Source organism: Alphaproteobacteria bacterium, from assembly GCA_040218575.1.
Taxonomy (GTDB): domain Bacteria; phylum Pseudomonadota; class Alphaproteobacteria; order JAVJRE01; family JAVJRE01; genus JAVJRE01.
This window is the reverse complement of record JAVJRE010000005.1, coordinates 301,429-323,685: the sequence shown is the minus strand read 5'-3', so window position 1 is coordinate 323,685 and position 22,257 is coordinate 301,429. Positions and strand designations below refer to the sequence as shown.

23 protein-coding genes are annotated in these 22,257 nt (G+C 66.6%); 10 read left to right on the top strand and 13 right to left on the bottom strand.

Going from position 1 to position 22,257, the window contains the following annotated elements; all coding sequences use genetic code 11:
* The first annotated feature begins 108 nt into the window (after positions 1 to 108).
* Positions 109 to 1,020 carry an isocitrate lyase/PEP mutase family protein gene (locus tag RIE31_07555; protein ID MEQ8640443.1) on the top strand — a complete coding sequence of 304 codons (912 nt, stop codon included), beginning with the start codon at positions 109 to 111 and terminating at the stop codon, positions 1,018 to 1,020.
* Positions 1,021 to 1,030: 10 nt separating this feature from the next.
* Here the strand turns inward: RIE31_07555 and RIE31_07550 are convergent, their stop codons facing one another.
* From RIE31_07550 to RIE31_07530, 5 genes are all read right to left on the bottom strand, one after another.
* Entirely contained in the window at positions 1,031 to 1,555 is a 525-nt protein-coding gene (locus RIE31_07550) for a peroxiredoxin-like family protein (GenBank protein ID MEQ8640442.1), read from the bottom strand.
* 42 nt (positions 1,556 to 1,597) lie between these two features.
* Positions 1,598 to 2,467: a bile acid:sodium symporter family protein gene (locus RIE31_07545; GenBank protein ID MEQ8640441.1), complete on the bottom strand. Its 870-nt coding sequence runs from the start codon at positions 2,465 to 2,467 to the stop codon at positions 1,598 to 1,600.
* A gap of 139 nt (positions 2,468 to 2,606) precedes the next feature.
* On the bottom strand, positions 2,607 to 3,275 hold the full coding sequence (locus RIE31_07540; GenBank protein ID MEQ8640440.1) for a glutathione S-transferase family protein: 669 nt from the start codon (positions 3,273 to 3,275) through the stop codon (positions 2,607 to 2,609).
* Positions 3,276 to 3,306: 31 nt separating this feature from the next.
* On the bottom strand, positions 3,307 to 4,002 hold the full coding sequence (locus tag RIE31_07535) for a glutathione S-transferase N-terminal domain-containing protein (protein MEQ8640439.1): 696 nt from the start codon (positions 4,000 to 4,002) through the stop codon (positions 3,307 to 3,309).
* A gap of 72 nt (positions 4,003 to 4,074) precedes the next feature.
* The gene (locus RIE31_07530) at positions 4,075 to 4,512 is read right to left on the bottom strand and encodes a heme-binding protein (protein ID MEQ8640438.1); all 438 of its coding nucleotides are present in this window, start codon (positions 4,510 to 4,512) and stop codon (positions 4,075 to 4,077) included.
* Positions 4,513 to 4,668: 156 nt separating this feature from the next.
* On the opposite strand from RIE31_07530, the gene RIE31_07525 reads away from it, so the two are divergent.
* From RIE31_07525 to RIE31_07510, 4 genes are all read left to right on the top strand, one after another.
* On the top strand, positions 4,669 to 5,595 hold the full coding sequence (locus RIE31_07525) for a methyl-accepting chemotaxis protein (protein ID MEQ8640437.1): 927 nt from the start codon (positions 4,669 to 4,671) through the stop codon (positions 5,593 to 5,595).
* An 88-nt stretch (positions 5,596 to 5,683) separates the two neighbouring features.
* A complete protein-coding gene (locus RIE31_07520; GenBank protein ID MEQ8640436.1) occupies positions 5,684 to 6,925 on the top strand; it encodes an amino acid permease in 1,242 nt (413 codons plus the stop codon).
* A 93-nt stretch (positions 6,926 to 7,018) separates the two neighbouring features.
* Positions 7,019 to 8,158, top strand: coding sequence for a GTP-binding protein (locus RIE31_07515; GenBank protein MEQ8640435.1), 1,140 nt, complete (start codon positions 7,019 to 7,021; stop codon positions 8,156 to 8,158).
* A 51-nt stretch (positions 8,159 to 8,209) separates the two neighbouring features.
* Positions 8,210 to 8,641: a peptidylprolyl isomerase gene (locus RIE31_07510; protein ID MEQ8640434.1), complete on the top strand. Its 432-nt coding sequence runs from the start codon at positions 8,210 to 8,212 to the stop codon at positions 8,639 to 8,641.
* Positions 8,642 to 8,702: 61 nt separating this feature from the next.
* On the opposite strand, the gene RIE31_07505 is transcribed toward RIE31_07510, so the two are convergent.
* The 4 genes from RIE31_07505 to RIE31_07490 form a co-directional block, all read right to left on the bottom strand.
* The gene (locus tag RIE31_07505; GenBank protein ID MEQ8640433.1) at positions 8,703 to 10,175 is read right to left on the bottom strand and encodes an amidohydrolase family protein; all 1,473 of its coding nucleotides are present in this window, start codon (positions 10,173 to 10,175) and stop codon (positions 8,703 to 8,705) included.
* Between the two features lie 94 nt (positions 10,176 to 10,269).
* Complete coding sequence (locus tag RIE31_07500) at positions 10,270 to 10,773, bottom strand: hypothetical protein (protein ID MEQ8640432.1); 504 nt, start codon at positions 10,771 to 10,773, stop codon at positions 10,270 to 10,272.
* Between the two features lie 4 nt (positions 10,774 to 10,777).
* Positions 10,778 to 11,368: a permease gene (locus RIE31_07495; GenBank protein ID MEQ8640431.1), complete on the bottom strand. Its 591-nt coding sequence runs from the start codon at positions 11,366 to 11,368 to the stop codon at positions 10,778 to 10,780.
* Positions 11,369 to 11,527: 159 nt separating this feature from the next.
* Complete coding sequence (locus RIE31_07490; protein MEQ8640430.1) at positions 11,528 to 12,064, bottom strand: hypothetical protein; 537 nt, start codon at positions 12,062 to 12,064, stop codon at positions 11,528 to 11,530.
* A gap of 356 nt (positions 12,065 to 12,420) precedes the next feature.
* Between RIE31_07490 and RIE31_07485 the strand changes: the two genes are divergently transcribed.
* Positions 12,421 to 14,130 (top strand): EAL domain-containing protein, encoded by a 1,710-nt coding sequence (locus RIE31_07485; GenBank protein MEQ8640429.1) that lies wholly within the window; start codon positions 12,421 to 12,423, stop codon positions 14,128 to 14,130.
* Positions 14,131 to 14,167: 37 nt separating this feature from the next.
* On the opposite strand, the gene gloB is transcribed toward RIE31_07485, so the two are convergent.
* Positions 14,168 to 14,938, bottom strand: coding sequence for a hydroxyacylglutathione hydrolase (gene gloB / locus RIE31_07480; GenBank protein ID MEQ8640428.1), 771 nt, complete (start codon positions 14,936 to 14,938; stop codon positions 14,168 to 14,170).
* A gap of 222 nt (positions 14,939 to 15,160) precedes the next feature.
* Between gloB and RIE31_07475 the strand changes: the two genes are divergently transcribed.
* Both RIE31_07475 and RIE31_07470 read left to right on the top strand, forming a co-directional pair.
* Entirely contained in the window at positions 15,161 to 16,204 is a 1,044-nt protein-coding gene (locus RIE31_07475; protein ID MEQ8640427.1) for an NAD(P)-dependent oxidoreductase, read from the top strand.
* A 37-nt stretch (positions 16,205 to 16,241) separates the two neighbouring features.
* Positions 16,242 to 17,021 carry a methyltransferase domain-containing protein gene (locus tag RIE31_07470; protein MEQ8640426.1) on the top strand — a complete coding sequence of 260 codons (780 nt, stop codon included), beginning with the start codon at positions 16,242 to 16,244 and terminating at the stop codon, positions 17,019 to 17,021.
* Here the strand turns inward: RIE31_07470 and metW are convergent.
* Together metW and RIE31_07460 are read right to left on the bottom strand one after the other, a co-directional pair.
* Entirely contained in the window at positions 16,990 to 17,625 is a 636-nt protein-coding gene (gene metW / locus RIE31_07465; protein MEQ8640425.1) for a methionine biosynthesis protein MetW, read from the bottom strand. The genes RIE31_07470 and metW overlap by 32 nt on opposite strands.
* Entirely contained in the window at positions 17,622 to 18,845 is a 1,224-nt protein-coding gene (locus RIE31_07460) for a homoserine O-acetyltransferase (GenBank protein ID MEQ8640424.1), read from the bottom strand. The genes metW and RIE31_07460 overlap by 4 nt, the downstream gene beginning before the upstream one ends.
* Before the next feature lie 276 nt (positions 18,846 to 19,121).
* On the opposite strand from RIE31_07460, the gene RIE31_07455 reads away from it, so the two are divergent.
* Positions 19,122 to 20,276: a histidinol-phosphate transaminase gene (locus RIE31_07455; protein MEQ8640423.1), complete on the top strand. Its 1,155-nt coding sequence runs from the start codon at positions 19,122 to 19,124 to the stop codon at positions 20,274 to 20,276.
* Positions 20,273 to 21,211, top strand: coding sequence for a prephenate/arogenate dehydrogenase family protein (locus tag RIE31_07450; GenBank protein MEQ8640422.1), 939 nt, complete (start codon positions 20,273 to 20,275; stop codon positions 21,209 to 21,211). The genes RIE31_07455 and RIE31_07450 overlap by 4 nt, the downstream gene beginning before the upstream one ends.
* Here the strand turns inward: RIE31_07450 and RIE31_07445 are convergent.
* Positions 21,159 to 22,226: a DUF2125 domain-containing protein gene (locus RIE31_07445; GenBank protein ID MEQ8640421.1), complete on the bottom strand. Its 1,068-nt coding sequence runs from the start codon at positions 22,224 to 22,226 to the stop codon at positions 21,159 to 21,161. The two genes, RIE31_07450 and RIE31_07445, sit on opposite strands and share 53 nt — an antisense overlap.
* Positions 22,227 to 22,257: the final 31 nt, after the last annotated feature.

Genomic DNA, 22,257 nt, shown 5'->3' with positions numbered 1-22,257 from the left:
GTGCGGTGGGCGCGGCGTGGCACGGTAGGCGAGGCAGACTGTTCGACCATGCCGGGACAGGCTTTACTGATGGCCGGTCCGCCGCATCCCGCCGCAAGGAGCATCGCCATGACCTCGCCTGCCCCGCCACTCGCCCGCCCGCCCAAGAGCCCGCCCGCCAGCCCGCCGGAGCGATTGCGCGCCCTGCTGGCCGGGCCGGGCCTGGAGATCATGCCGGCGGTGTGGGACGGGCTCACCGCCCGGCTGGTCAGCCGTGCCGGCTTCGCCACCGCCTTCCTGTCCGGCGCCTGCGTCGCCGCCGGCCGCATCGGCGGCCCCGATCTGGACCTGGTGGGTTATGGCGAGATGATGGACGCCCTGGCGCAAGCGCGCGAAGGCGCGCCGGAGCTGTTGATCCTGGCCGACGGCGACCATGGTTATGGCAATGCCATGAATGTGCAGCGGACGGTCAGCGCCTATGGTCGGGCGGGCGCCGCCGCCGTAATGATCGAGGACAAGATCATCCCGCACAGCCTGTCGGTGGGCGACAAGATCGTCCTGCCACGGGATGAGGCGGTTATGAAAATTCGCGCGGCCGTGCAGGCCGCCCGGGACAGCGGCATCCTGGTGCTGGCGCGGACTAATTGCCGGCCGACGCTGGGAATCGATGAGGCGGCGGCGCGCATCACCGCCTTTGCGGCGGAAGGAGCCGATATTCTGTTTCTCGATTCGCCCGGCGATGTGGACGAGATCCGCCGCGCTGTCCAGGCCGCCGGCGGCCGGCCATCCTTTGGCGTGCTGTCGCCCGGCGGGCGCAGCGCCAGCCCGCCGCGGGCGGAGGCCGAAAAACTGGGACTGAGAATCGCCGCCTATCCCTTCAGCCTGCTGGCCCCGGCCGTGGGTGCCATGCAGTCAGCGCTGGCCGCCCTGGCCGGCGGCGCGGACGAGCTGAGCGGCGAGATGACCGTGCGCCAGGTGCAGACCCTGGTCGGCTACTTCGACTATGAGGCGCGGGCGAAGCCCTTTATGGGCGGCCCGTAGGGTCAGACCCTCAGGCCGTGCCGCGCACCGGATAGTCACGGGTGATGGCCGCGTTGAGGCCGCGCAACACGGTGGACCAAGCCGGCCGGATGAACGGCGCGTTGGCGATGTCAATCAGGTGCATGGCGCCACCGGGAGCGATCGCAAAGAGGGCCGGCTCCGGAAACAGGCGGTCGGTCTCCTGCGGCGAACGCGGCGCCGACACATAGAGACCAAGCCGGCGCATGTGGTCCTCTGCCAGGTCATAGGCCACGGGGAAAGTCCAGCCGAACTCCGCCACATCGGCCTGCGCCTTGTGGGCCGGATCGGCCGAGACGGCGATGACTGACACGCCCAACGCCTGGAAGTCCGGCAGCCGTTCCTGCAATTCGCCCAGATAGTCCTTACAGATGGGACAATGGCGGCCGCGATAAACCACCAGCATCCACCAGCCATCCTGTGCGGCGGCATCAAACGTGCCGCCGCCGATGAGCGGCAGGGTCAGGGCGGGAAACGGGCCGCCCGAGACGGGACGGGCTTGCGGGCTGGCGGACATCAGGGTGGCCTCGGGGTGTGACGCGAGCCAGGCGGGCGGCAATCAGGCGGTGGCGCCGGCCGCCCGCCGGCGATTGACCGCGGCGACAAAGAGCAGCGCCGTGGCAAACATAAGCAGGCTGTAGATGGCGGCCGGCACCGTATAGGCGGAGCCGAGGCCGAGGGCGGCGATCACCGCCAGGGCCAGGGTGCCGTTCTGCAGGCCGCACTCCAGCGACAGGGCGATGCGCTGTGGCCGACGGCTGCCGATCAGGGCGGCGCCGAAGAAGGCAATCGCCATCATGGCGATGTTGAGAGCGAGTGTGGCGAGTCCGGCTTGCGCGAAGTAGGTCGTGATATTGCTGCGCTCGACCCATATGGCGGCGGCCAGGACCAGAGCGAAGAGCAGGCTGGCGACGAGCCGTGCCGCGGGCTCTATGCGGCCGGCGAAAGCGGGGGCAAGAGCGCGGATGACCATGCCGACCGCCACCGGTATGGCGACGATGGCGAACATGCTGAGCGCCACACGGGTAATCGACAGATCGGCCGTGGCGGAAGCGCCGACAAAGTGATCGAGCGCGAAGAAGACAATCAGCGGCACCGTGACGATGCTGGCCAGACTGATGACCGCGGTCAGCGACACCGACAGCGCCGTGTCGCCGCCGGCGTAGCGGGTCAGCAGGTTGGAGGTGACACCGCCGGGCGCCGCGGCAATGATAATGAGGCCGACGGCGAAGGCAGGCTGCGGCGCCCAGATCAGGGCAATGGCGAAGGCCACCAGCGGCAGGATCACCATCTGCGACAAGGCACCGGCGATAAAGTCGCGGGGCTGGACGGCGACGCGGCGAAAGTCGGCAGGGCCGAGACCGAGACCCAGACTCAGCATGATGATGAACAGGGCCAGAGGCAGGAATATCTCGGTGGCTATACCCATTGGTTCCCCCTCAGCAGGCCACTGTCCGGACCGGCCATCGCCGACCCTTGCCGTTGAAGGCTAGCGGATCCGCACCGCGAGCGGCAGGGCAGGTGGCGTGTATTGCCACGGTCACGCGACCGTATACAGCCGGCCGCGGTCAGGCCGCCGGCTGTGCCGGCGTCGGCCGGTCCAGTTGCGGCCCCTTGCCGGCAAACCAGCCCATGGCTTCGGCAACGGCCGGCCGCGCCGCCACCCGTTCCATCCAGGCTTCGACGGCGGTCAGGCCATGCAACTGAGGAAAGTCGCGCCAGGCCAGGGCGCACATGGGATAGGTGGAGATGTCGGCGACCGTGTAGTCATCGCCGACCAGCCATGTGCGATTCCTCAGATGATCGTTCAGACGACCGGCGTAGCGTTGCATGCGTTTATCGAAGAGGGCCGGCGCCTTGCCCATTTCCGGCAGCCCGGCCCATTGGAGGAAATACATGGCGGCGAAGGGCGGGTAGAGATCGGTGGCGCCGAACAGGCACCAGTCCATGGCTTCTGCCTTCAGCTTTCCGGTCGATGGGATGAAACGTCCGCACTTCTCCGCCACATACCACACAATGCCTACCGACTGAGTGAGAGTGACCGTCTCGCCGCCCGGTCCGTCATCATCCACCAGGGCCGGCACCTGACCGTTGGGGTTGATCGCCAGATAGTCCGGGGACTTGTGGCCACCGTCCCGCATGCGAATCTCGTGCAGCGTGTAAGGCAGGCCCGATTCCGCGACGATAAGTGCGCCACGCTGGCCATTGGTTGTGGGTGCGGTGTGCAGATGCAGCATGACGAAGCCGGTACCTGTTTGCGACGGGTTTCTAGTGGCGGGTGAACTGGGTCTTGCCGAACAGGTTCTCGCGCTCTTCCTTGCTGAAGGATTGCTGGCGGCGATGCTCGGACATCAGCGCCATGCCACGTTGCACCGCCGGCCGCTCCGCAATGGCATCAAACCAGCGTTTTACATTGGGATAGTCGTCGAACGTCGCCCCTTCGCGGTGCGGCGACTTGCAGCACGGAAAGAGGGCCATGTCAGCAATGGAGTATTCATCGTTCGCCACATAGTCGCGACCTTCCAGGCGGCGATCAAGCACACCATAGAGGCGGTTGGATTCCTTGGCGTAGCGATCCATGGCGTAGGGTATCTTTTCCGGCGCGTATTCCAGGAAATGGTGGGCCTGGCCGAACATGGGGCCGACGCCGCCCATCTGCCACATCAGCCACTGGATGACCTCAAACCGGCGATCCGGTTCGGCCGGGCAGAAGCGGCCGGTCTTTTCCGCCAGGTAAAGCAGAATGGCGCCGGTCTCGAAGACGGAGATGGTCTTGCCATCGGCGCCATCGCTATCAACGATGGCCGGGATCCGGTTGTTGGGGCTGATTTTCAGGAAGGCCGGATCGAACTGCTCGCCCTTGCCGATGTTTACCGGATGGGCGGTATAGGGCAGGTCGAACTCCTCAAGCGCGATATGGATCTTCTGGCCGTTGAAGGTGGGCCAGCTATAGAGATCGATCATGTGCGGTGCCTCCGACCTGTTCCCAGCATGGTGGCGACCGGCAGCGGACCGGTCAATGACCGCTGCCGGCCGTCACTCCGGCGTGTCCGTATCCGCCACCAGGCCAGCCGCCTCGATTGCCTGGATGGCGATTTCTTCGTCGTTGGTGGCATTGGCCACGCCGACCGCGCCGACCCGGCGACCGTACTGGTCCAGCGCCACCACCCCGCCCGGCGAGGCAATCAGGCGGTGCCCGGCCACCATGCCGGTGGCAGCCATCATCCAGTGATCGTGGCCGGCGATCCGTTTCTGCATGGCGCCGGTGGAGCGGCCATAGGCCATGCAACTCCAGGCTTTGTTGATGGCCAGCTCCGTCCGCAGAAAGCCGACCTCGTCCTCCCGCGCCGCCGCCACCAGATGGCCACCTGAATCGACCACCGCGATGGCGATGGGCCGGGCCGCGCACTGCCGGCGAAAAGCCAGCCCCCCGTCGATGGCGCGGCGTGCCTGATCGTGAGTGAAGTCAGCCATGATGTCTCCCTGGCACAGGTTTGTGTCGCCCCATTTTGCGGCATGGGTCCTGAACTGGGGCAATCCGCAGCCAATTAGGCGACAATTAACATCCCTCGGCTAGGCTTCCGTTCCGGCCGCCCTTGGCGGTAATCCGCAGGCAGCAGGATTTTGACCATGCCCGATGATCACGCGCCGCACAGCCGGCTGGTCGGCAGTGAGGCCACAGACGGCGCGCTGCACCGGATGACCGACGAGCTCGAAAGCCTGACCGCCGAGATCACCCGTGTCGGCGATGTCGCCAGCCAGATCCAGATGATTGCCCGGCAGACCAATCTGCTGGCGCTGAACGCCACCATCGAGGCGGCGCGCGCCGGCGACGCGGGTCGCGGATTTGCCGTGGTTGCCGGCGAGGTAAAGCTGCTTGCCGGCCAGACCGCCGAGGCGACCGCACAGATCGACGAAATCGTTGCACGGCTCGGCGAGCGCACGGCAGCCCTGGGCCGTCTGGCCATGGCCGCGCGCAATGGCCGGCCCGACGCCGCGCCGGCAGACGTGGCAGCCTCACATATCTTGCCGGGGTCGCCGGCGGCGCCACAGCGGCATGTCGAGCCAACGCCACAACCGGAAAGCGACGGGACGAATCAGGCGGCCATACTGCCAGGGGTGCCGCTCACGCGCGGTCAGGTGGCCCTGGTGCAGGACTCCTTCGCGCTGCTGCTGCCCAAGGCCGACGACGTAGCGACCCATATGTATCGCCGTCTGTTTGAACTGGACCCCGCACTGGAGCCCCTGTTTGCCAAGAGTGACATGGCTCGTCAGAAGGCCATGCTGATGGGCATGCTGCGGACGGCGGTGGAGAATCTGGATCGGCTGGACGAGCTGTCGCCGGCGGTGGAGGAGCTGGGCCGCCGTCACATCGGATATGGCGTCAAGGAAGCCGACTACGACACCGTGGGCGAGGCCCTGTTGAGCGCCCTGGAACACGGTCTTGGCGGGGACTTTAGCGACGATGTGCGGGACGCCTGGTCAGCCGTCTATGGTGTGCTGGCCATGACCATGATCGCCGCCGCCAAGGAACAGGTGGAGCGCGCCGCCGCCTGAAGCGGACTCTGGTCATGACCGGCGGTCATGACCGGCCGACCGTTGCAGGACGCTTGATTGGCGGGCCCGGCGCAGCGAAAGTAGGCCCATGGCTTCAATCCCGCCGCCGGTCGCCCTTAAACGCAGTCTCGGACTGACGTTGCTGACCCTCTATGGCCTGGGGGTCATGGTCGGCGCCGGCATTTACGTGCTGGTGGGGGAAGTCGCCGCCGCAGCCGGCGCGCTGGCGCCGTTTGCCTTTGTTCTGGCGGCGGTCCTCACAGCCTTCAGCGCGCTGTCCTATGCCGAACTGTCCACCCGCTACCCGGTCAGTGCGGGTGAAGCGGTCTATGTGGCCGAAGGCCTGCGGCAGCGCTGGCTGGCCAGCCTGGTGGGGCTGATGATCATCGCCGCCGGCATTGTCTCCAGCGCCGTTCTGGCACGCGGCCTGGTGGGCTATACGGCGACATTCATCGTCTTGCCGTCGGCGCCGGTAATCATCGCCATCGTCACGCTGCTGACCCTGCTGGCGGTGTGGGGCATCGCTGAATCGGTGTTAGTGGCGGCGATCGCCACGGTGGTGGAGGTTGCGGCGCTGGTTTTCATTGTGGTTGTCGCCGCCGACGACATCGCGCCGGGTTTCGCCGCCATGGGGCACGCGCTGGGCGAGGCCGTGCGGGCGCCATCGCCGGACTTAGCGGCAGGCATGATTACGGCCATGATCCTGGCCTTCTTCGCTTTCATCGGCTTTGAGGACATGGTCAATGTGGCGGAGGAGGTGCACGAGCCCGGACGCACCCTGCCGCGCGCCATCCTGCTGACATTGGTAATCACCACCGTGCTGTATGTGCTGGTGTCACTGGTGGTGGTGGCCTCGCCGGTAGCCGTCGCCGGCGGCGCGCCGCTGGCGCTGATCGCCGACCGGGCGCTGGAGTCGTCCGGCGCCTTTATTGCCCTGGTTGCCATTTTCGCGGTGATCAACGGCGGTCTGATCCAGATCGTCATGGCCTCACGGGTGCTCTATGGCATGGCCAATCAGGGCTGGATGCCGGCCTGGCTGGGGGTGGTCAATGCCCGCACCCGCACACCGGTCGCCGCCACCGTGCTGGTTGGCGGGGTGGTGCTGGTAGCGGCGCTGGCCCTGCCGGTGGCGGCGCTGGCCCAGGCCACCAGCTTCATTCTGTTGCTGGTCTATGCCCTGGTGAACCTGTCGCTGCTGCGCCTGCGGCGGCGGCGGGGTGCGGCGGCGGCGCCGCGCGCCAGATTCACGGTGCCGCTGGTAGTGCCTGTGCTGGGGTGTGTGGGATCCGCCAGTCTGGCCCTGGCGCTGGTTCTGCTGCATCTGGTCTGACCGGCCCGGCGCCGGTCCGTCAGATGCGCCCCACATCGCTCCGGAGCGCGCCGCCGGTTTGCCGCCGCGCCGCCACTTTGACATGATGGAGCCATGAGCCAGGACAATCCCGCCGCCGTTCCCGCGACCGCCGACACGATGGACGCGCCACCGATTCCGGTGACCGTGCTGACCGGCTTTCTCGGCAGCGGCAAGACGACGCTGCTGGCGCGGCTGTTGCGCGATCCGGCGCTGACCAACACGGCGGTGATCGTCAATGAGTTCGGCGAGGTGGGCCTTGACCACCTGCTGCTGGAGCATTCCGGCGAAGACCTGATCGAGCTGGATGGCGGATGCCTGTGCTGCACGGTGCGCGGCGATCTGATCGATACGTTGCGACGCCTGTTGATGCGGCGCGAGCGTGGCGAGGTGGCCGCGTTTGAGCGGGTCATCATCGAAACCACCGGCCTGGCCGACCCGGCGCCGATCCTGCATACCCTGATGGTCGACCCGCAGGTGACCTTCGGCTATCGCCTGGATGGGGTTCTGACGGTGGTGGATGCGGCCAATGGCGACGCCACACTGGATGGTCATGGCGAAAGCGTGCGTCAGGCGGCGGTGGCTGATCTGTTGATCATCAGCAAGGGTGATCTGGTAGCGAAAGAGCACATGGCGGCGTTGCAGGCACGACTGCGCGCGCTCAACCCGGCGGCGCGTCAGGTGCCGGCCGCCAATGGCGCGGTGGATGCGGGGGCTCTGTTCGGCCTCGGTCTCTATAATCCAGAGACCAAGAGTCCCGATGTCAGCCGCTGGCTGAAAGAGGAAGCCTATGCGGCGGCACATGCGGCTGACCATGGCGGTCACGATCACGGCCATCATCACGACGTCAATCGTCATGACGCCCACATCCGGGCCTACTGCGTTACTCTGGACAAGCCCGTCTCCGCCGCCGCCTTCACTTTTTTTCTTGAAAGTCTGATCAACAATCGCGGCCCTGACCTGCTGCGGGTCAAAGGCATCATCCACGTGGCGGAAGAACCGGATCATCCGGCCGTGATCCATGGCGTACAGCACCATTTTCATCCGGTGGTCTGGCTCGATGGCTGGCCGGATGACGACCGGCGCAGTCGTATGGTGTTCATCACTCGCGACATTCCGCAGGCGTGGGTCCAGCAGTTCTTCGATGCGCTGGAACGTGGCGAAGGCAATATCGACGTCGGGCGGGCGCCAGCGCCGCAGCCGGTCGCCGGTTGAACCGGGCGGCGCCGGCGCGTCGTCCTCATAGAAATCCGCAAGGAGAGATCAATGACGGAAGCCAAATCCGGCGACACGGTTCTTGTGCACTACACTGGCCGCCTGGCAGACGGCACACAGTTCGATTCGTCAGACGGCCGTGATCCGCTGGAGTTCACGTTAGGCCAGGGCCAGGTCATTGCCGGCTTCGAACAGGCGGTGACCGGGATGACGCCGGGCGACAGCCAGCAGGTACATATCGAGCCGGCCGAGGCCTATGGCGAGCGCGCCGACGATCTGGTGTTCCAGGTGCCGCGGGAAAACTTCCCCGATGATCTGGACATAGCCCCGGGCATGCGGTTTCGCGCGGCCGATCCCGGCGGTAATGCCATGCCGGTTACGGTGACCGAGGTGGCCGACGGTCAGGTGACGGTGGATGCCAACCCGCCGCTGGCCGGCCAGGTGCTGACCTTCGATATCTCGCTGGTGGAAATCAAGGGCTAGGCGGCCCGGTTGGTATTTCGGCCCGGTTGATATCGGGCCGGTGACCTTACACCCGGTCGCCCTACACCCGATCAACGGTCGGCAGGGAGGTGGGGAAAGCCTGATCGATGGTGCGACCAGCCCAGTCGAGCCCGGCCACCTTCGGTGCGATGGTCGCAAAGCCATCCTGCAGCCGGTCATGGGCGGCGTCGATGTCGAGGGTCAGGGACTGGCCGTCCTCGACGATTTTTGCCCCGTCGCACCATACGTCGCGCACCGGCCGCTCCTGGGCATGGAACATCATGGCGCGCAGCGGGTCGCGGCCCGGCTGTACGGTCCAGTGATTGAGGTCGACAACGGCCATATCGGCCTTTGCGCCGGGCGCCAGGCGGCCGATGTCGTCGCGGCCCAGCGCCTTGGCGCCACCAATGGTGGCAGCATAGAAGATGTCATGGGTGGTCACTGCCTGCTTCCAGCCTTCCGCCACCCGCCCCATGATCAGGGCCCAACGCATCTCCTCCCACATGTTGAGGGGGAAGCTGTCGGTGCCGATGCCCACATTGACCCCATGCTCGCGATAGGTGCGGAAGCTTTGCAGACTGCGGCCATTGTTGAACTGCACCCACGGGCAATGGGCAACGTGGGTGCCGGTGGCGGCCAGCACATCGAGATCACGCTTCGGCGCGGTCCAGTGCAACCACGGGTGATGGTCGAGAAAGATGGCGTGACCGAGGGTGGTGGTAGGCCCGAGGAAGCCCAGGCTTTCCAGCCACTGGGCCGGCGATTTGCCGTGGCGCTTCACCATTTCAAAGAACTCGACGCCGCTCTGTGAGCAGTGGGTGGTGATCGGAATGCGCCGACGGTCGGCTTCCGCCTTGGAGTCCCGCAGCAGTTCTTCGCCGCAAGTATCCACCTGGCCCGGGCCAAGCATGGCGAACAGGCGGCCCGACGGATGGGCCAGCGCCTGGTCCACCGCTTTCAGCGCTACGTCGAAACCGCGCCGGCCGCCTTCCAGATTCCATTCATAGGCCATGGTATGGCCGTCCGGCGTGGCGTGCAGGCCATCCACATACTGCGCGCCGGCGCAGGCCCTCAGGCCCGATCGGGCCAGCGTATCGATCCAGCCATCATAGCCATAGGCCAGGTCCACCACGGTGGTGCAGCCGGCCTTCATCACCTCGCCCAGCGCCGCCTCTAGTTTCGGCACCTTGTAGCCGGGGTCCATGCGGATGAGCCGGTTCCACTCAAACAGCACCGTTGAGCCCATCAGGCGGGATGAGGTTTCCTCCAGCAGGGATTTGTTTTCCAGTATGGCGGAGGCGTGCGTGTGAATGTTGACGGTGCCGGGCAGCAGCATGCGTCCCGTGCAGTCGACCGTTTCGTCCACCGGTTCGTTATGACCAGCCGCGTCACTGTGACGGCCTAGGGCGATGATGGTGTTGCCCCGAATCACCATGTCGCCGTGCGGCAGATAGTAGTGCCGGTCAGCGGCGGCATCCCAGGCGACAATCATGTCGGCGTTGGCGAAACGGATAGTGCGTCCGGCGTCGGTCATTTCTGTCTCCGATTGCGCTGCGGTGGCAAGCGTAGCAGAGCCCTGCTTGCCGGCGACAGGGGCCCTGCCCGGCGGACGGCGCCGGTGCGGCGCTTCACAAAGCGCTGGCGAAAGGCGCCACAAGGGCGGTCAGAAGTCCGGCCAGCGGCGGCAGGACGAGGCTGGCCAGCAGTCGCTGACCGACGAACCGCAGGCCCATGACCGGCGCCTCGAACATGACTGTGCGATAGAGTGCATAGACGCCCCAGCCGGTGATCAGGGCGACCACCTGCGGCGCGCCGGCGCCGGACTGCCACAGGCTCATGGCCAGTGGCCACGAGATGAAAGGCCCACCTGGCAGGGCGCCGCCGATCACCGACGCGATGAGGATGCCGCTAAGGCCGGACTCAGCGCCGACCAGAGCGGTAATCGCGGCGCGGGGCATCAGCTCGGTCATGAAGCCGGCAGCCAGCACCGCCAGCGGAATGAGAATGATGATTCGTCTGGTCATGGCCCAGGCAGCGACCATGCCGGCGGTGAACTGGCCACGACGCCAGGCGAGAACGGTCAGGCCGGCGGCCAGGGCGAACATGATCCAGGTGGCAATGTCCAGATGCATGGCGTCAGATCTTATCGGGCGGGTTGCCCTGATCGGTCGACAGAGCCGGCCGCGCCCACAGACGGGGCACCAGATGGCGCGCGGTCAGACCGGCCAGAATTGGCAGCGGCAGCGATACCAGGACGCGGATGATGACCAGTTCCGGACCGAGGAAGGGCAGCTCCCAGACCAGGATGCGGTTGAGACCCAGCAGAGCCCAACTGGTGACGAAGCAGACCAGAACGCCCATATCGGCACCGGCGCGGGACAACACCAGGACGATGGGAAATGAGGTCAGCGGGCCGCCCGGCATCAAGCCGCCGACAATGGTCGAGATGAACAGTCCCGGCCAGCCGGAGCGGGCGCCGAGCCAGCGCGACACCAGCTCGCGCGGCACCATCACCTGGACCAGCCCGGCAATCACCATGGCCGCCGCCAGGCGGGGCAGCAGGTCGAGCAGGATGGCACCGTCGCGATCCAGTGTCCCGACCAGGCCGGCCGGCCCGTCACGCCACCACAACAACCCGCCGCCGGTCAGCACGAGCAGGCCGATAATGATGTAGGAGGACAGCGCCGTGCCGCTACGCGCGGGCGAGCGCGACGAGGCCTCGCTCATGGTTGTGCGTACAGGAGCGGGCGCCGGCGAGACGGCGCAAGCCATCCGCGACGCACCGAATCATGCCGCGCAGACGGCACTATGATCATGGTGGAAGCCAGAAAGACGACAGATGGGCCGACCCTAGAACCGGCGCACGGCCGGCACAAGCGCCGGGAACTAGGCGGCGACGTCCAGCAGCAGAGGAGCGGGGCTGGCGTTGCCCGCGAAGGTGCCGGCCGCAGCCCGCGTATAACTCGACGCAGTCTCGCGATGGGGATCGAGATGAAGGCCCGTCTGCATCACCTCCTGGGCGATATGCTGGGCCAGGAAGGTAGCGGACGGCAAGAGAGGCAGGCTATCGCCATAACGGCGGCCGTAGGGCGCGCCATAGGCGCTGAACCCGCCAGCGTGAACAGGGCCCCCTGCGGGGCGCATGGTGGTGGCGCTGTTCTCGCCTTCCGCCTGTTCTGACGGATCGGCGCTCAGCCAGCGCTGCGTACGATCACTGGCCGGATGCCGGCCGGCGCCGATACGGCTGCGCGGCGGGTCGCTCAGACGGAATTCCTGCGATGTCTCTGTATCGCCCCGGGTATCGCCTGTACCGGCGGGGCGACGCGGGCCGGCGGCCTCTGGCCGGCGTTCGCCATCGAGGGTTTCCACCCGATAGCGAGCCAGCGCCCCGGCATGGGCGTGTGTTGCGGCGGCTGTAGCCATGTGACGGTCGTCGCCCTCCCGGCGCGTCCGGCGCCCCCACGCCGGTTGTCGCGACTCTACGAGATCATCAGCGAAAGACAATAAAAATATGAAAGATTTTCCGGCAATTTGAATAACAATTTATACAAATACAGTATACCTGTTAACTATGACTATTAAGGTTAACAGATATTTCAAGGTATTCTGCGGTTCAGTGTCCGGCCGCGCCCGCCGCGGGCGACAGCGTCGGTCCGGCGTTGCCGGTTTCAGCTTTCGTTAGGATTCGCCGTGGCACTGTGATGGATGGCGCAGGTAGGTCAGCGCCTTGGTTTGAACCTTCAGGTAGGAGGTGCCGGTCGCATCCGGCAATGCGCCACGTGGTCGAAGATCGCAACTCCATTGACGACTCGGAGTCCGCCGCCCTGCAGGGGCTGAGCGCGGCCGGCGACGTCGTCTATGACTGGAACCTGCTGGACGACACGATCCGCTGGATCGGTCCGGTCGAGGGGCTGTTTGATCTGGCCGACGCCGGCGAGATCGCGTCCGGCGACACCTATCACGGGCGCATCAACCCGGAAGATCTGCCGCAACGCCTGACCGTACTGGCCAACCATTTCGCCTGCGAGCGGCCCTATGACTGTGAATATCGGGTGCGCGGCCAGAACGGCCATTTCCGCTGGGTCCATGACCGCGGGCAGGCGCACTTTTCGCCGGCGGGTCGCGCCATTCGCCTGACCGGCGTCCTGCGCGAAATGACGTCGCGCAAGGTTGATGAGCAGATCCTGAGCTATGCCGCCAACTTCGATGAGCTGACCGGCCACTACAACCGCACGCGCCTGCGCGAGGCTCTGGAGCATGCCATCGCCTATGCCATGCGTTATGGCGCGCCGGGCGCCTATCTGGCGGTGGGTATCGATCAGGTGGCGCTGATGACCGACTCGTTCGACCGTCGCACTACCGACGACATCATCATCGAGATCGGCCATCGCCTGGACAGGTGCCTGCGCGTCAGTGATGTCATCGGCCGTGCCGGCAGCGACCAGTTCGGTGTGGTGCTGACGCAATGCGAGCCGGATGAGATCAGTCGCGTCACCGAGAAGATCCTGGCCGTGGTCCGCGAGTTCACGGTGCCGACGGCGACCGGCGCCATTCCCGTCACGGTGTCCATCGGCGCCGTGAGCTTTCCGGCCAGCGCGCCGACCGCTCATGAGGCCATGGGGCGGGCGGAGTCGGCCCTGCGCGATGCGACGCGCGCCGGCCACGACTGTGCCGTCGTCTACCAGCCGTCAGAGGGGCAGCAGCGCGATCACCACGTCTTCATGGACATTGCCCGCGACGTTCAGGCCGCGTTGAAGGAAGGCCGTCTGGTCCTGGCCTACCAGCCGGTGGTGCATGCCGGGACCAGTGACGTCGCTTATTACGAGTGCCTGGTGCGCATGTTGACGGAGGACGGCTCTGTAGTGCCGGCCGCCGCCTTCATCCCGGTGGTGGAAAAGATGGGGCTGATCCGGGCGGTCGACCAACAGGTACTGGAACTGGGCATTGCCGAGTTGGACGCGGTGCCGGACCTGGTGCTGGCCATTAACATCTCCGGCGCGACGGCGACCGACCGTATCTGGATGCGCAGCGTCGTCGTGCGTTTGCGTGACCGGCCGGACCTGGCCAGCCGACTGATTATCGAGATCACCGAAACCGTTGCCCTGCATGATATTGATGAGACCGCACGAATCGTCGCCGTGCTGCGCGATCTTGGCTGCCGGGTCGCGCTGGATGACTTCGGCGCCGGCTATACCTCGTTCCGCCACCTCAAGGCGCTGGACGTGGACATCATCAAGATCGACGGGTCGTTCGTGCAGGACGTGGCCAATTCCAGCGACAATCAGCTTTTCATCGGCACCATTTTGCGGCTGGCGCGATCCTTCAACCTGATGACCGTGGCCGAATGCGTGGAGACCGAAGCCGATGCCCGGGCCCTGGAGGCGCAGGGGATTCTCTACCTTCAAGGTTATCACTTTGGCCGGCCGGCGCTGACCCATGGCCGCTCGGCGTCGCTATCGCTGACTGGCCGTCACGCCGCCGCATCCTGACGCTGCCCCGACCCGCCACCACCGGCTGGCAGTGGGCCTACCACAGGTCCTTGCGTCGCCTGACTTCGGCGAAGACTTCCACCGCCGGTGCGCCGGCCATGCCCACCGCCGCCGCCACCTCCGCCGCGGTGGCCCGCAGGAAGGGATTGGTCCGTCGCTCCTCGCCCAGGGTCGACGGGACCGTCGACAGGTTCTGTGCCCGCGCCGCCGCCACTTCCGCCATCTTGCGTTTCAGATCGGCGTTGGCCGGATCAACGGTCAGGGCGAAGGCGCCGTTGTTCTGGGTGTATTCATGGGCGCAGTAGATTTGCGCCGTATCGGGCAGAGCGGACAGTTTCGACAGGCTGTCCCACATCTGTGGCGCCGTGCCTTCTGTCAGCCGGCCGCAGCCCATGACGAACAGATGGTCGCCGCAGAACAGGGCGTCGCTGTCGGAGAACCAGAACATGATGTGGCCAAGGGTGTGGCCGTGCACCTCGAACACCCTGGCGGTGGCGTTGCCAACGCGGACGGTATCGTCTTCGCTGACCCCGTGATCGAGACCCGGAATGCGGCCTTCGTCGGCGGCCGGGCCGATGACCGTGCAGCCGGTGGCGCGCTTGACCTCCAGATTGCCCCCAACATGATCCATGTGGTGATGGGTGTTGAGCAGGTGGGTAATGGTCCAGCCACGCGCCCTGGCCGCTTCCAGCGGCGGGCCGGCCACCGCCGGATCGACCACCGCCGTGGCGCCGCTTTCCGCCTCGTGGGCCAGATAGACATAATTGTCGTTCAGGACAGGCACCTGGACGATTTCGAGTCGGGCCATGGCTGCCTCCTCCGGTTCCGGGCCGTGTCCCGAGACTAGCATGGCGACGGCCCGGCGACAGGGCCGGTTGGTTGACGGTTGACCGTGTGCCGTGCCCGGACCATGGTCGCCCCCGCGTATCCTGGAGTCCCGGTGGACCCGGTCGGCAGGCCGAGGCTCACAGGCACAGGGCCCCTGCAGGCAGGGTCCGCAGGCATCTCCCTTGCACGAAAAGGACAGTCCATGACCCTTCTGGTGACCGGCGGCAACGGTTTCGTCATGAGCAATCTGGTGGAAGCGTGGCTGGCTCGCGATGCCGGGGCGAAGGTGGTGGTGCTGGACAATGCGCCGGCCGACGCCCCCATGCAGCGCATCCTTGCCGGTGGCGGCGATCGGGCGGTGTTTCTGCAAGCCGATATCACGCGCCCGGAAACCTGGCGCGACGCGCTCGACAGCCAGGCCATCACCCAGGTGGTGCATGGCGCCACCATGACTCTGTTCGCCCGCGTCCCCGGCGACGACGCGGCGGAAGCGGAACGGGCCATGCCGGCCCGGGTGCTGGAGGTCAACATCATGGGCACGGTCAACCTGCTGGACTGGGCCCGCACGGTCAGGCGGGCGGACGGCCGCCCTCTGCGGTTTCTCAATCTCAGTTCCGGGGCGGTGTATGGCGACGACGGACCGGACACGCCCGGCGACCCGCTGCCCGAAGACGGCTGGATCGATCCGCCGGAGTTCTATGGCATCGGCAAGCTGGCGACCGAACAGATCGCCGCCCGCTATGGCCAGCTGTTCCCTATGGAAACCGCGTCGGTGCGGCTGTCCTATGTCTATGGCCCGATGGATCGCCACACGCCGTCGCGGGTGCATGATTCGGCCATGCAGTCTGCCTGTCGCCTGGCCCTCCGGGGCGAGGTGGCGCGCATTGTCTCGCCGGATGTCATCGCCGACTGGATCTATGTGCGCGATGTGGCGCGCGGGCTGATGGCCCTGCTGGATACCGCATCGCTGGAGCACAAGGCCTATAACTGCTCCTATGGGGCGCCGACAGCGCTGGGGACGGTCCTTGACCTGGTCGGCCAGTTGCGTCCGGGCTTCCGCTGGGAGGTCGTGCCACTGGACCAGGCCAATGCGGTGATGATGGGCGATCCGGAAATGACCGCCGGCCGCTGGGGCGCCTATGACAACAGCCGGCTGCGCGCGGCCGGCTGGTCGCCGCGTCCCTTGCGCGACGGGATTGCCGACTATCTGGACTGGCTGGCACGGGAGACCACGCCGCCCCGCTGAGTCGCTGCTAACGGCCAGCCGGCGGAGGGACAGCACCATGTGGATGGACGTTGTTGATCTCAGAGACTTCTACGCCACCAGTCTGGGCCGGGTGGCGCAGCGCATGATCCGTCGCCGCCTGCGTGAGGAATGGCCGGACGTGCGGGGCCTTTCGGTTCTTGGCTTTGGCTATTGCACGCCCTATTTGCGGCCATTTCTGGATGAGGCCGACCGGGTGGTGGCGGCCATGCCGGCGGCCCAGGGGGTGGTTCACTGGCCGCCTGAGGCGCCGTTCCGCACGGTGCTGGCGGATGATGGCGAACTGCCACTGCCGGACCGGTCGATGGATCGGGTGCTGCTGGTCCACTCGGTCGAGTGCGGTGAGAATCTGCGCCAGATGATGCGCGAGATCTGGCGAGTGATGAGTGATTCCGGCCGCCTGCTGGCCATCGTGCCTAACCGGCGTGGTGTCTGGGCGCGGGTGGACAACAACCCGTTCGGCCATGGCCGGCCCTATACCACGGCGCAGCTTTCCCGCCTGTTGCGCGACAATTTGTTCACGCCCGTTGCGTCCGCCAATGCGTTGTTCATGCCGCCCAGTCGGTCGAGGGTCATGCTCGGCGCGGCCCAGGCATGGGAGAAGCTGGGCGCACGCTGGTTTCCGCGCTTCTCCGGCGTGGTGATGATCGAAGCGACCAAGCAGATCTATGCCGGCGCCGGGGTCAGGGCGCAACGACGGCGCAGTTATGCGGTTGTGCCGCAGGGGCTGGAGCGTCGGCTGCAGCCGCCGGCCCCGCCGCAGCGGGTCATGCCGCCCGGCGGTCGCGACGCAGAATAAAGACGCCCTGGGCCCCCAGAAGATTGGCCAGGGCGCCATCGAAACGGTAGGGCAAGGCCCGCGCCGCCGGGTTCAGAATCAGCGCGTCCTCGATGACGATGCCATCGCCGCGGCATGTCTCCACCAGATCGCGGATGGTGCACAGGTGGATGTTGGGTGTGTCGTGCCAGGCGTCCGGCAGAAGGCCGGTGGTCGGCATGCGGCCGTCGAGCGCGATTTTCAACCGGATGTGCCAGAGGCCGAAGTTGGGAATCGAGACGATGGCCCGCTGGCCGATGCGCACCAGGTGGCGCAGCACGTCCAGCGGCTGACGCATGGCCTGCAAGGTGCGGCTCAGGATGACAAAATCGAAGGCGAGATCGGGATAATCCGCCAGATCCTGGTCGGCGTCCCCTTGAATGACGCTGAGGCCGCGGCTGACGCTGTCATGCACGCCGGCCGGGCTCAGCTCCAGCCCGCGGCCGATAACCTGCTTTTCCGCCACCAGATAGGCCAGCAGCGCGCCGTCGCCGCAACCGATATCGAGCACCCGGCTGCCGGCGGTCACCAGATCAGCGATGCGCCTGAGGTCCTGGCGCAGGGGGAAGGTAGGCGGATGAGTCACGCCGCGCTGCCCGCCGGTAAATCGAGACCGGCCAGCGCCGCCGCGCCGTTGAGAAAGCCGTTGAGGGTGCGGAAGAACTCCGGCTCTTCCAGCAGGAAGGAATCATGGCCCTTATCGGTGACGATCTCGACGAAACTGACATCGGCCGCCGCGGCGTTCAGCGCCTGCACCACTTCACGCGACTCGGCCGTCGGAAACAGCCAGTCCGATGAGAAGGATATGACGCAATAGCGCACCGGTGTGTCGCGGAAGGCATTGGCGAGGACGCCGCCATGCTCCGCCGCCAGATCGAAATAGTCCATGGCCCGGGTAATGTAGAGATAGGAATTGGCATCGAAGCGGTCGACGAAGGTGATGCCTTGATGGCGCAGATAACTCTCTACCTGAAAGTCGGCTTCGAAGCCGTAAGTGACGGACTCGCGATCCTGCAACCGGCGGCCGAACTTGCGGGTCAGCGCCGCCTCCGACAGATAGGTGATGTGCGCGGCCATGCGTGCCACCGCAAGGCCGGCGGTGGGCTTCGTGCCATGCTGCAGATAGGCACCCTGGCGCCAGTCCGGATCGGCCATGATCGCCTGACGGCCGACCTCGTGATAGGCGATGTTCTGCGCGGAATGGCGCGCCGCACCGGCGATGGGCACAGCGGCGAAAACCCGTTCGGGATAGCGTGACGCCCATTCCAGCACCTGCATGGCTCCCATGGAGCCGCCGATCACACAAAACAGCCGGGCGATGCCCAAATGGTCGAGCAGGACCGTCTGCGCCCGCACCATGTCGGCGATGGTGATCACCGGGAAATCCAGGTTCCATGGCTGGCCGGTGGCGGGATTGGTCTCGGGCGGCCCGCTGGACCCCATGCAGCCGCCGATGATGTTGGCGCAAATGACAAAATAGCGGTCTGTATCCACCGGCAGGCCGGGGCCAACCAGGCGTTTCCACCAGCCGGGCCGACCGGTCACCGGATGGTCCTCCACCACATACTGATCGCCGGTCAGGGCATGACAGACCAATACCGCGTTGCTGCGCGCGGCGTTGAGTGTGCCATAGGTGCGGTAAGCAATGGTGTAGGGCGCCAGGATGCCGCCGCTGTCCAGCGCGAGCGGCCGGTCGGCAGGCACCTCCAGACGCTCGCCTGGCAGGCGGCGGGTGTCGACGGGCCGGGCCGGGCCGGGCAAGGCGGAGCCGGGAGACGTTGGGCGAGGATGTGCCGTGTCGGTCATGGTGGTCTCGGGCTAGGCGCCCTTAAGTAGTGGGGCGGAGCGGATTTGGCCGGCCGATGCGGCCGCAGGGCGGCAAGTTGGCGAGCCGGACGGCGCCAAGTCAACCGTTTGCCTGGCAGGTCGGCCGAAAGCAGCACAAGCGGGTCACCGGCACCGGGTGGCTCACGCGCCGGAGTCAGGCTTTATTTTCCCGGGGCGGACCATTACACCCAAGAGCCGGCCCCGGCAATTGCGCCAGATTGCGCCCGCGGCCCACATCGTTTCCTGGATAGGCCCATGCCGCCCGTATCAACCGACAGCCCGCCCCCTCCGTCCTCTGCGGCACGACCGCAGCCGCGTCCAGGCCTGCTGGCGATCGAACCCTATGTGGGCGGTTCATCGCGGCTGCCGGGATTCGCCCGGCCGACCAAGCTGTCGGCCAATGAAAGCGCCTTTGGTCCGAGCCCGAAGGCGGCCGAGGCGGTGCGTCAACTGGCCGGTGAGCTGCACCGCTATCCCGACGGCGATTCGACGGATCTGCGCGCGGCGATTGCCGCCGGCCACGGTGTACCGGCTGAGCATGTTCTGTGCGGCACCGGCTCGGACGAGGTGATCGGCCTGCTGGTCCGGGCCTATGCCGGAGCCGGCGACGAGGTGCTGTTCACGCGCCACGCCTTCGCCATGTATCCCATCGCCACACTGGCCGCCGGCGCGACGCCGGTGACGGTGGAGGAGCGCGACCTGCGGGCCGACGTGGATGCGCTTATCGCCGGTCAGACGGAACGCACACGCATCGTCTGTCTGGCCAACCCGAACAATCCCACGGGCACCTACATACCGGCGGACGAGCTACGCCGACTGCGGCGGGGCCTGCGCGATGATGTTCTGCTGATCATCGATTCGGCCTATGCCGAATACATTCGTCGCGCCGACTATGACGATGGCGCCAGTCTGGTTGCGGCCGGCGACAATACGGTCATGACCCGCACGTTCTCCAAGATCTACGGACTGGGAGCGGTGCGGCTCGGGTGGGCCTATGCGCCCGAAGAGGTGAGCCGCGTCTTTCATCGGGTGCGTAATCCGTTCAACGTCTCCGCCCCTGCACAAGTCGCCGGCGTGGCGGCCCTGGCCGACACGACGTTTATTGAGCAAGCGCGCGATCACAATGATGCCATGTTGCCGTGGTTCGCCGAACGGGTGGCGGGCCTTGGCCTGGGCGCGCCATCCAGCGTGGCCAACTTCCAATTGGTGCGCTTTGCCGACGCCGGCGCCGCGAGAGGCGCTTCTGAGGCGCTGGCCGGAGTTGGCATCATCGCCCGGCCTATGGCGGTCTATGACCTGGCCGACTGTCTGCGCATCACGCTCGGCACCCGGGACGAGATGAACAGAGTGGTGGATGCACTGGCCACCTTCACCCGGTCCAATTCCCGAGCCGCGCTGAAACGGTCATGAGCCGCCTTTTCCAACGGGTGGCGATCATCGGCTGCGGCCTGATCGGCTCGTCGCTGGCCCGTGTCATCCGCCGCGGCCAACTGGCCGGCCATGTGGCGGTGGCCGATGGCAGCGCTGATGTGCGGGCGGTGGTGGAACGATTGAAGCTGGCCGACAGTGTGCATGAGGATAGCGCGGCGGCGGTGGCCGGGGCCGACCTGGTTATGTTGTGTGTGCCGCCGGGGGCCATGGCCGCTGCGGCCGGGGCCATGGCCAGCGGCCTGGCGCCGGGCGCCATTGTCAGTGACGTGGGCTCGACCAAGGCCTCGGTTATCGCCGATGTGGCGCCGCTGTTGCCGGCGGGCGTCGCTCTGGTGCCGGGTCACCCGGTGGCGGGTACGGAGAACTCCGGGCCTGAATCCGGTTTCGCCGCCCTGTTCCAGGATCGCTGGTGCATTCTGACGCCGGGCGATGATGTGCCGGCGGCGGCGGTGGAGTCGGTGGCCGCCCTGTGGCGCGCGGCAGGAATGAATGTGGAGACCATGGATGCGGCCTATCACGACCGCATTCTCGCCATGACCTCGCACCTGCCGCATCTGATCGCCTATTCCATGGTGGCGGCGGCGAGTGATCTGGAAGATCACATGCGCTCGGAAGCGATCAAGTTCTCCGCCGGCGGGTTTCGCGACTTCACCCGTATTGCCGCCTCCGATCCGATCATGTGGCGCGATGTGTTCTTGAAGAACAGCGACGCGGTGCTGGAGATGATCAGCCGTTTCAGTGAAGAGCTGGTATCCTTGCGCCGCGCCATTCGCCATGGCGATGGCGAAATGCTCCATGCCTTCTTCAGCCGCGCCCGCGAATTGCGCCGCGGCGTCATTGCCGCCGGCCAGGCTGGCCGCTTCATTCCGACGGAGACTGAACCCAGCGCAGACGCGGCAAAGTCAGAAGACTGACGGGGCCCAGGCGGACGCGGCCGTCCTGCAGACTAAGTGGCGCTTCCAGACGGCGCTGGCCATTACCGTCCGGCCGGGTGAGGAAAGCAAGCGCCAGCTTGACGGTCTGGGCGTCGCGCGGGTTCATAAGAGAGAGACGCACCAGAAGATCAATCAACCGGTCGGGATTGATCAGACTGAGGGAGAGCGCTCCTACCGGCTGCATGGCGCCATCCAGCGCCAGACTGCCGGCCGCTGTCATCGTGAAGTCGCCAAAGACAAGCTGCAGGGTGTCGATCTCTATAGTGCCGCCTTCCTCACTCCAGCGGGCGAGCGATGCCGGCGGCGGGCCTGACGACAGAGCGCCGAGCAGCCGGCCCTCCATGACCAGGCGCGTCAGCCCGGCGTCGTGCAACGGGCCGGCGGCAGGCGGCAGCACAAGGCCATCAAGATGCAGGGCGAGGCGGCCGGTCTCACCGCGGTGCGGGTCGTCGGCCGGCGGCGGCGCTTCCTCCCGGCTCACCACGGTGAGGTCCAACACAGTCCAGGTGACGCGCTGCTCCTCGCTCATCAGCGTGCCATCAGCGGTGGTCAGGCGCATGGCGCGGGTTGCTCTGCCACCGCCGGCGCCAAGACCGGTAAGCACGATCTGCCCGTCCCGGAGGCGCGCGGTGCCATGGCTCGCCTGGCCAACCGGCCCCAACAGGCTGACCTGCTGCTCGGCCGGCAAGGTCAGCGTCACCCGGTCCAGGCGCGGCACGGCGACGCGCGCTTGCAGGGTGGGGAAGACCCCGGCGACGCGGCCGGCCGGCGTATCCAGCGACAGGCGTACGGACTCGGCCCTGGCCATAAGGGTGAAGGGAAAACCGCTAAGGGTCAGGCTGCTCCAGGCCGCGTCATGGCCGCTGGACTGGCGGAGAGCGGCCCAGTCGTTCAACGCTGTGCGGGCCTGACCGGCCAGAACGAACCAGCCGGCGGTCCAGCCCGTGGCTGCCAGCAGGACGATGACCCCGGTGGTGACAAGGGTTCGGCGCATGGCCGGCCGCCGGCCTGAAGAGTCGTCAGGC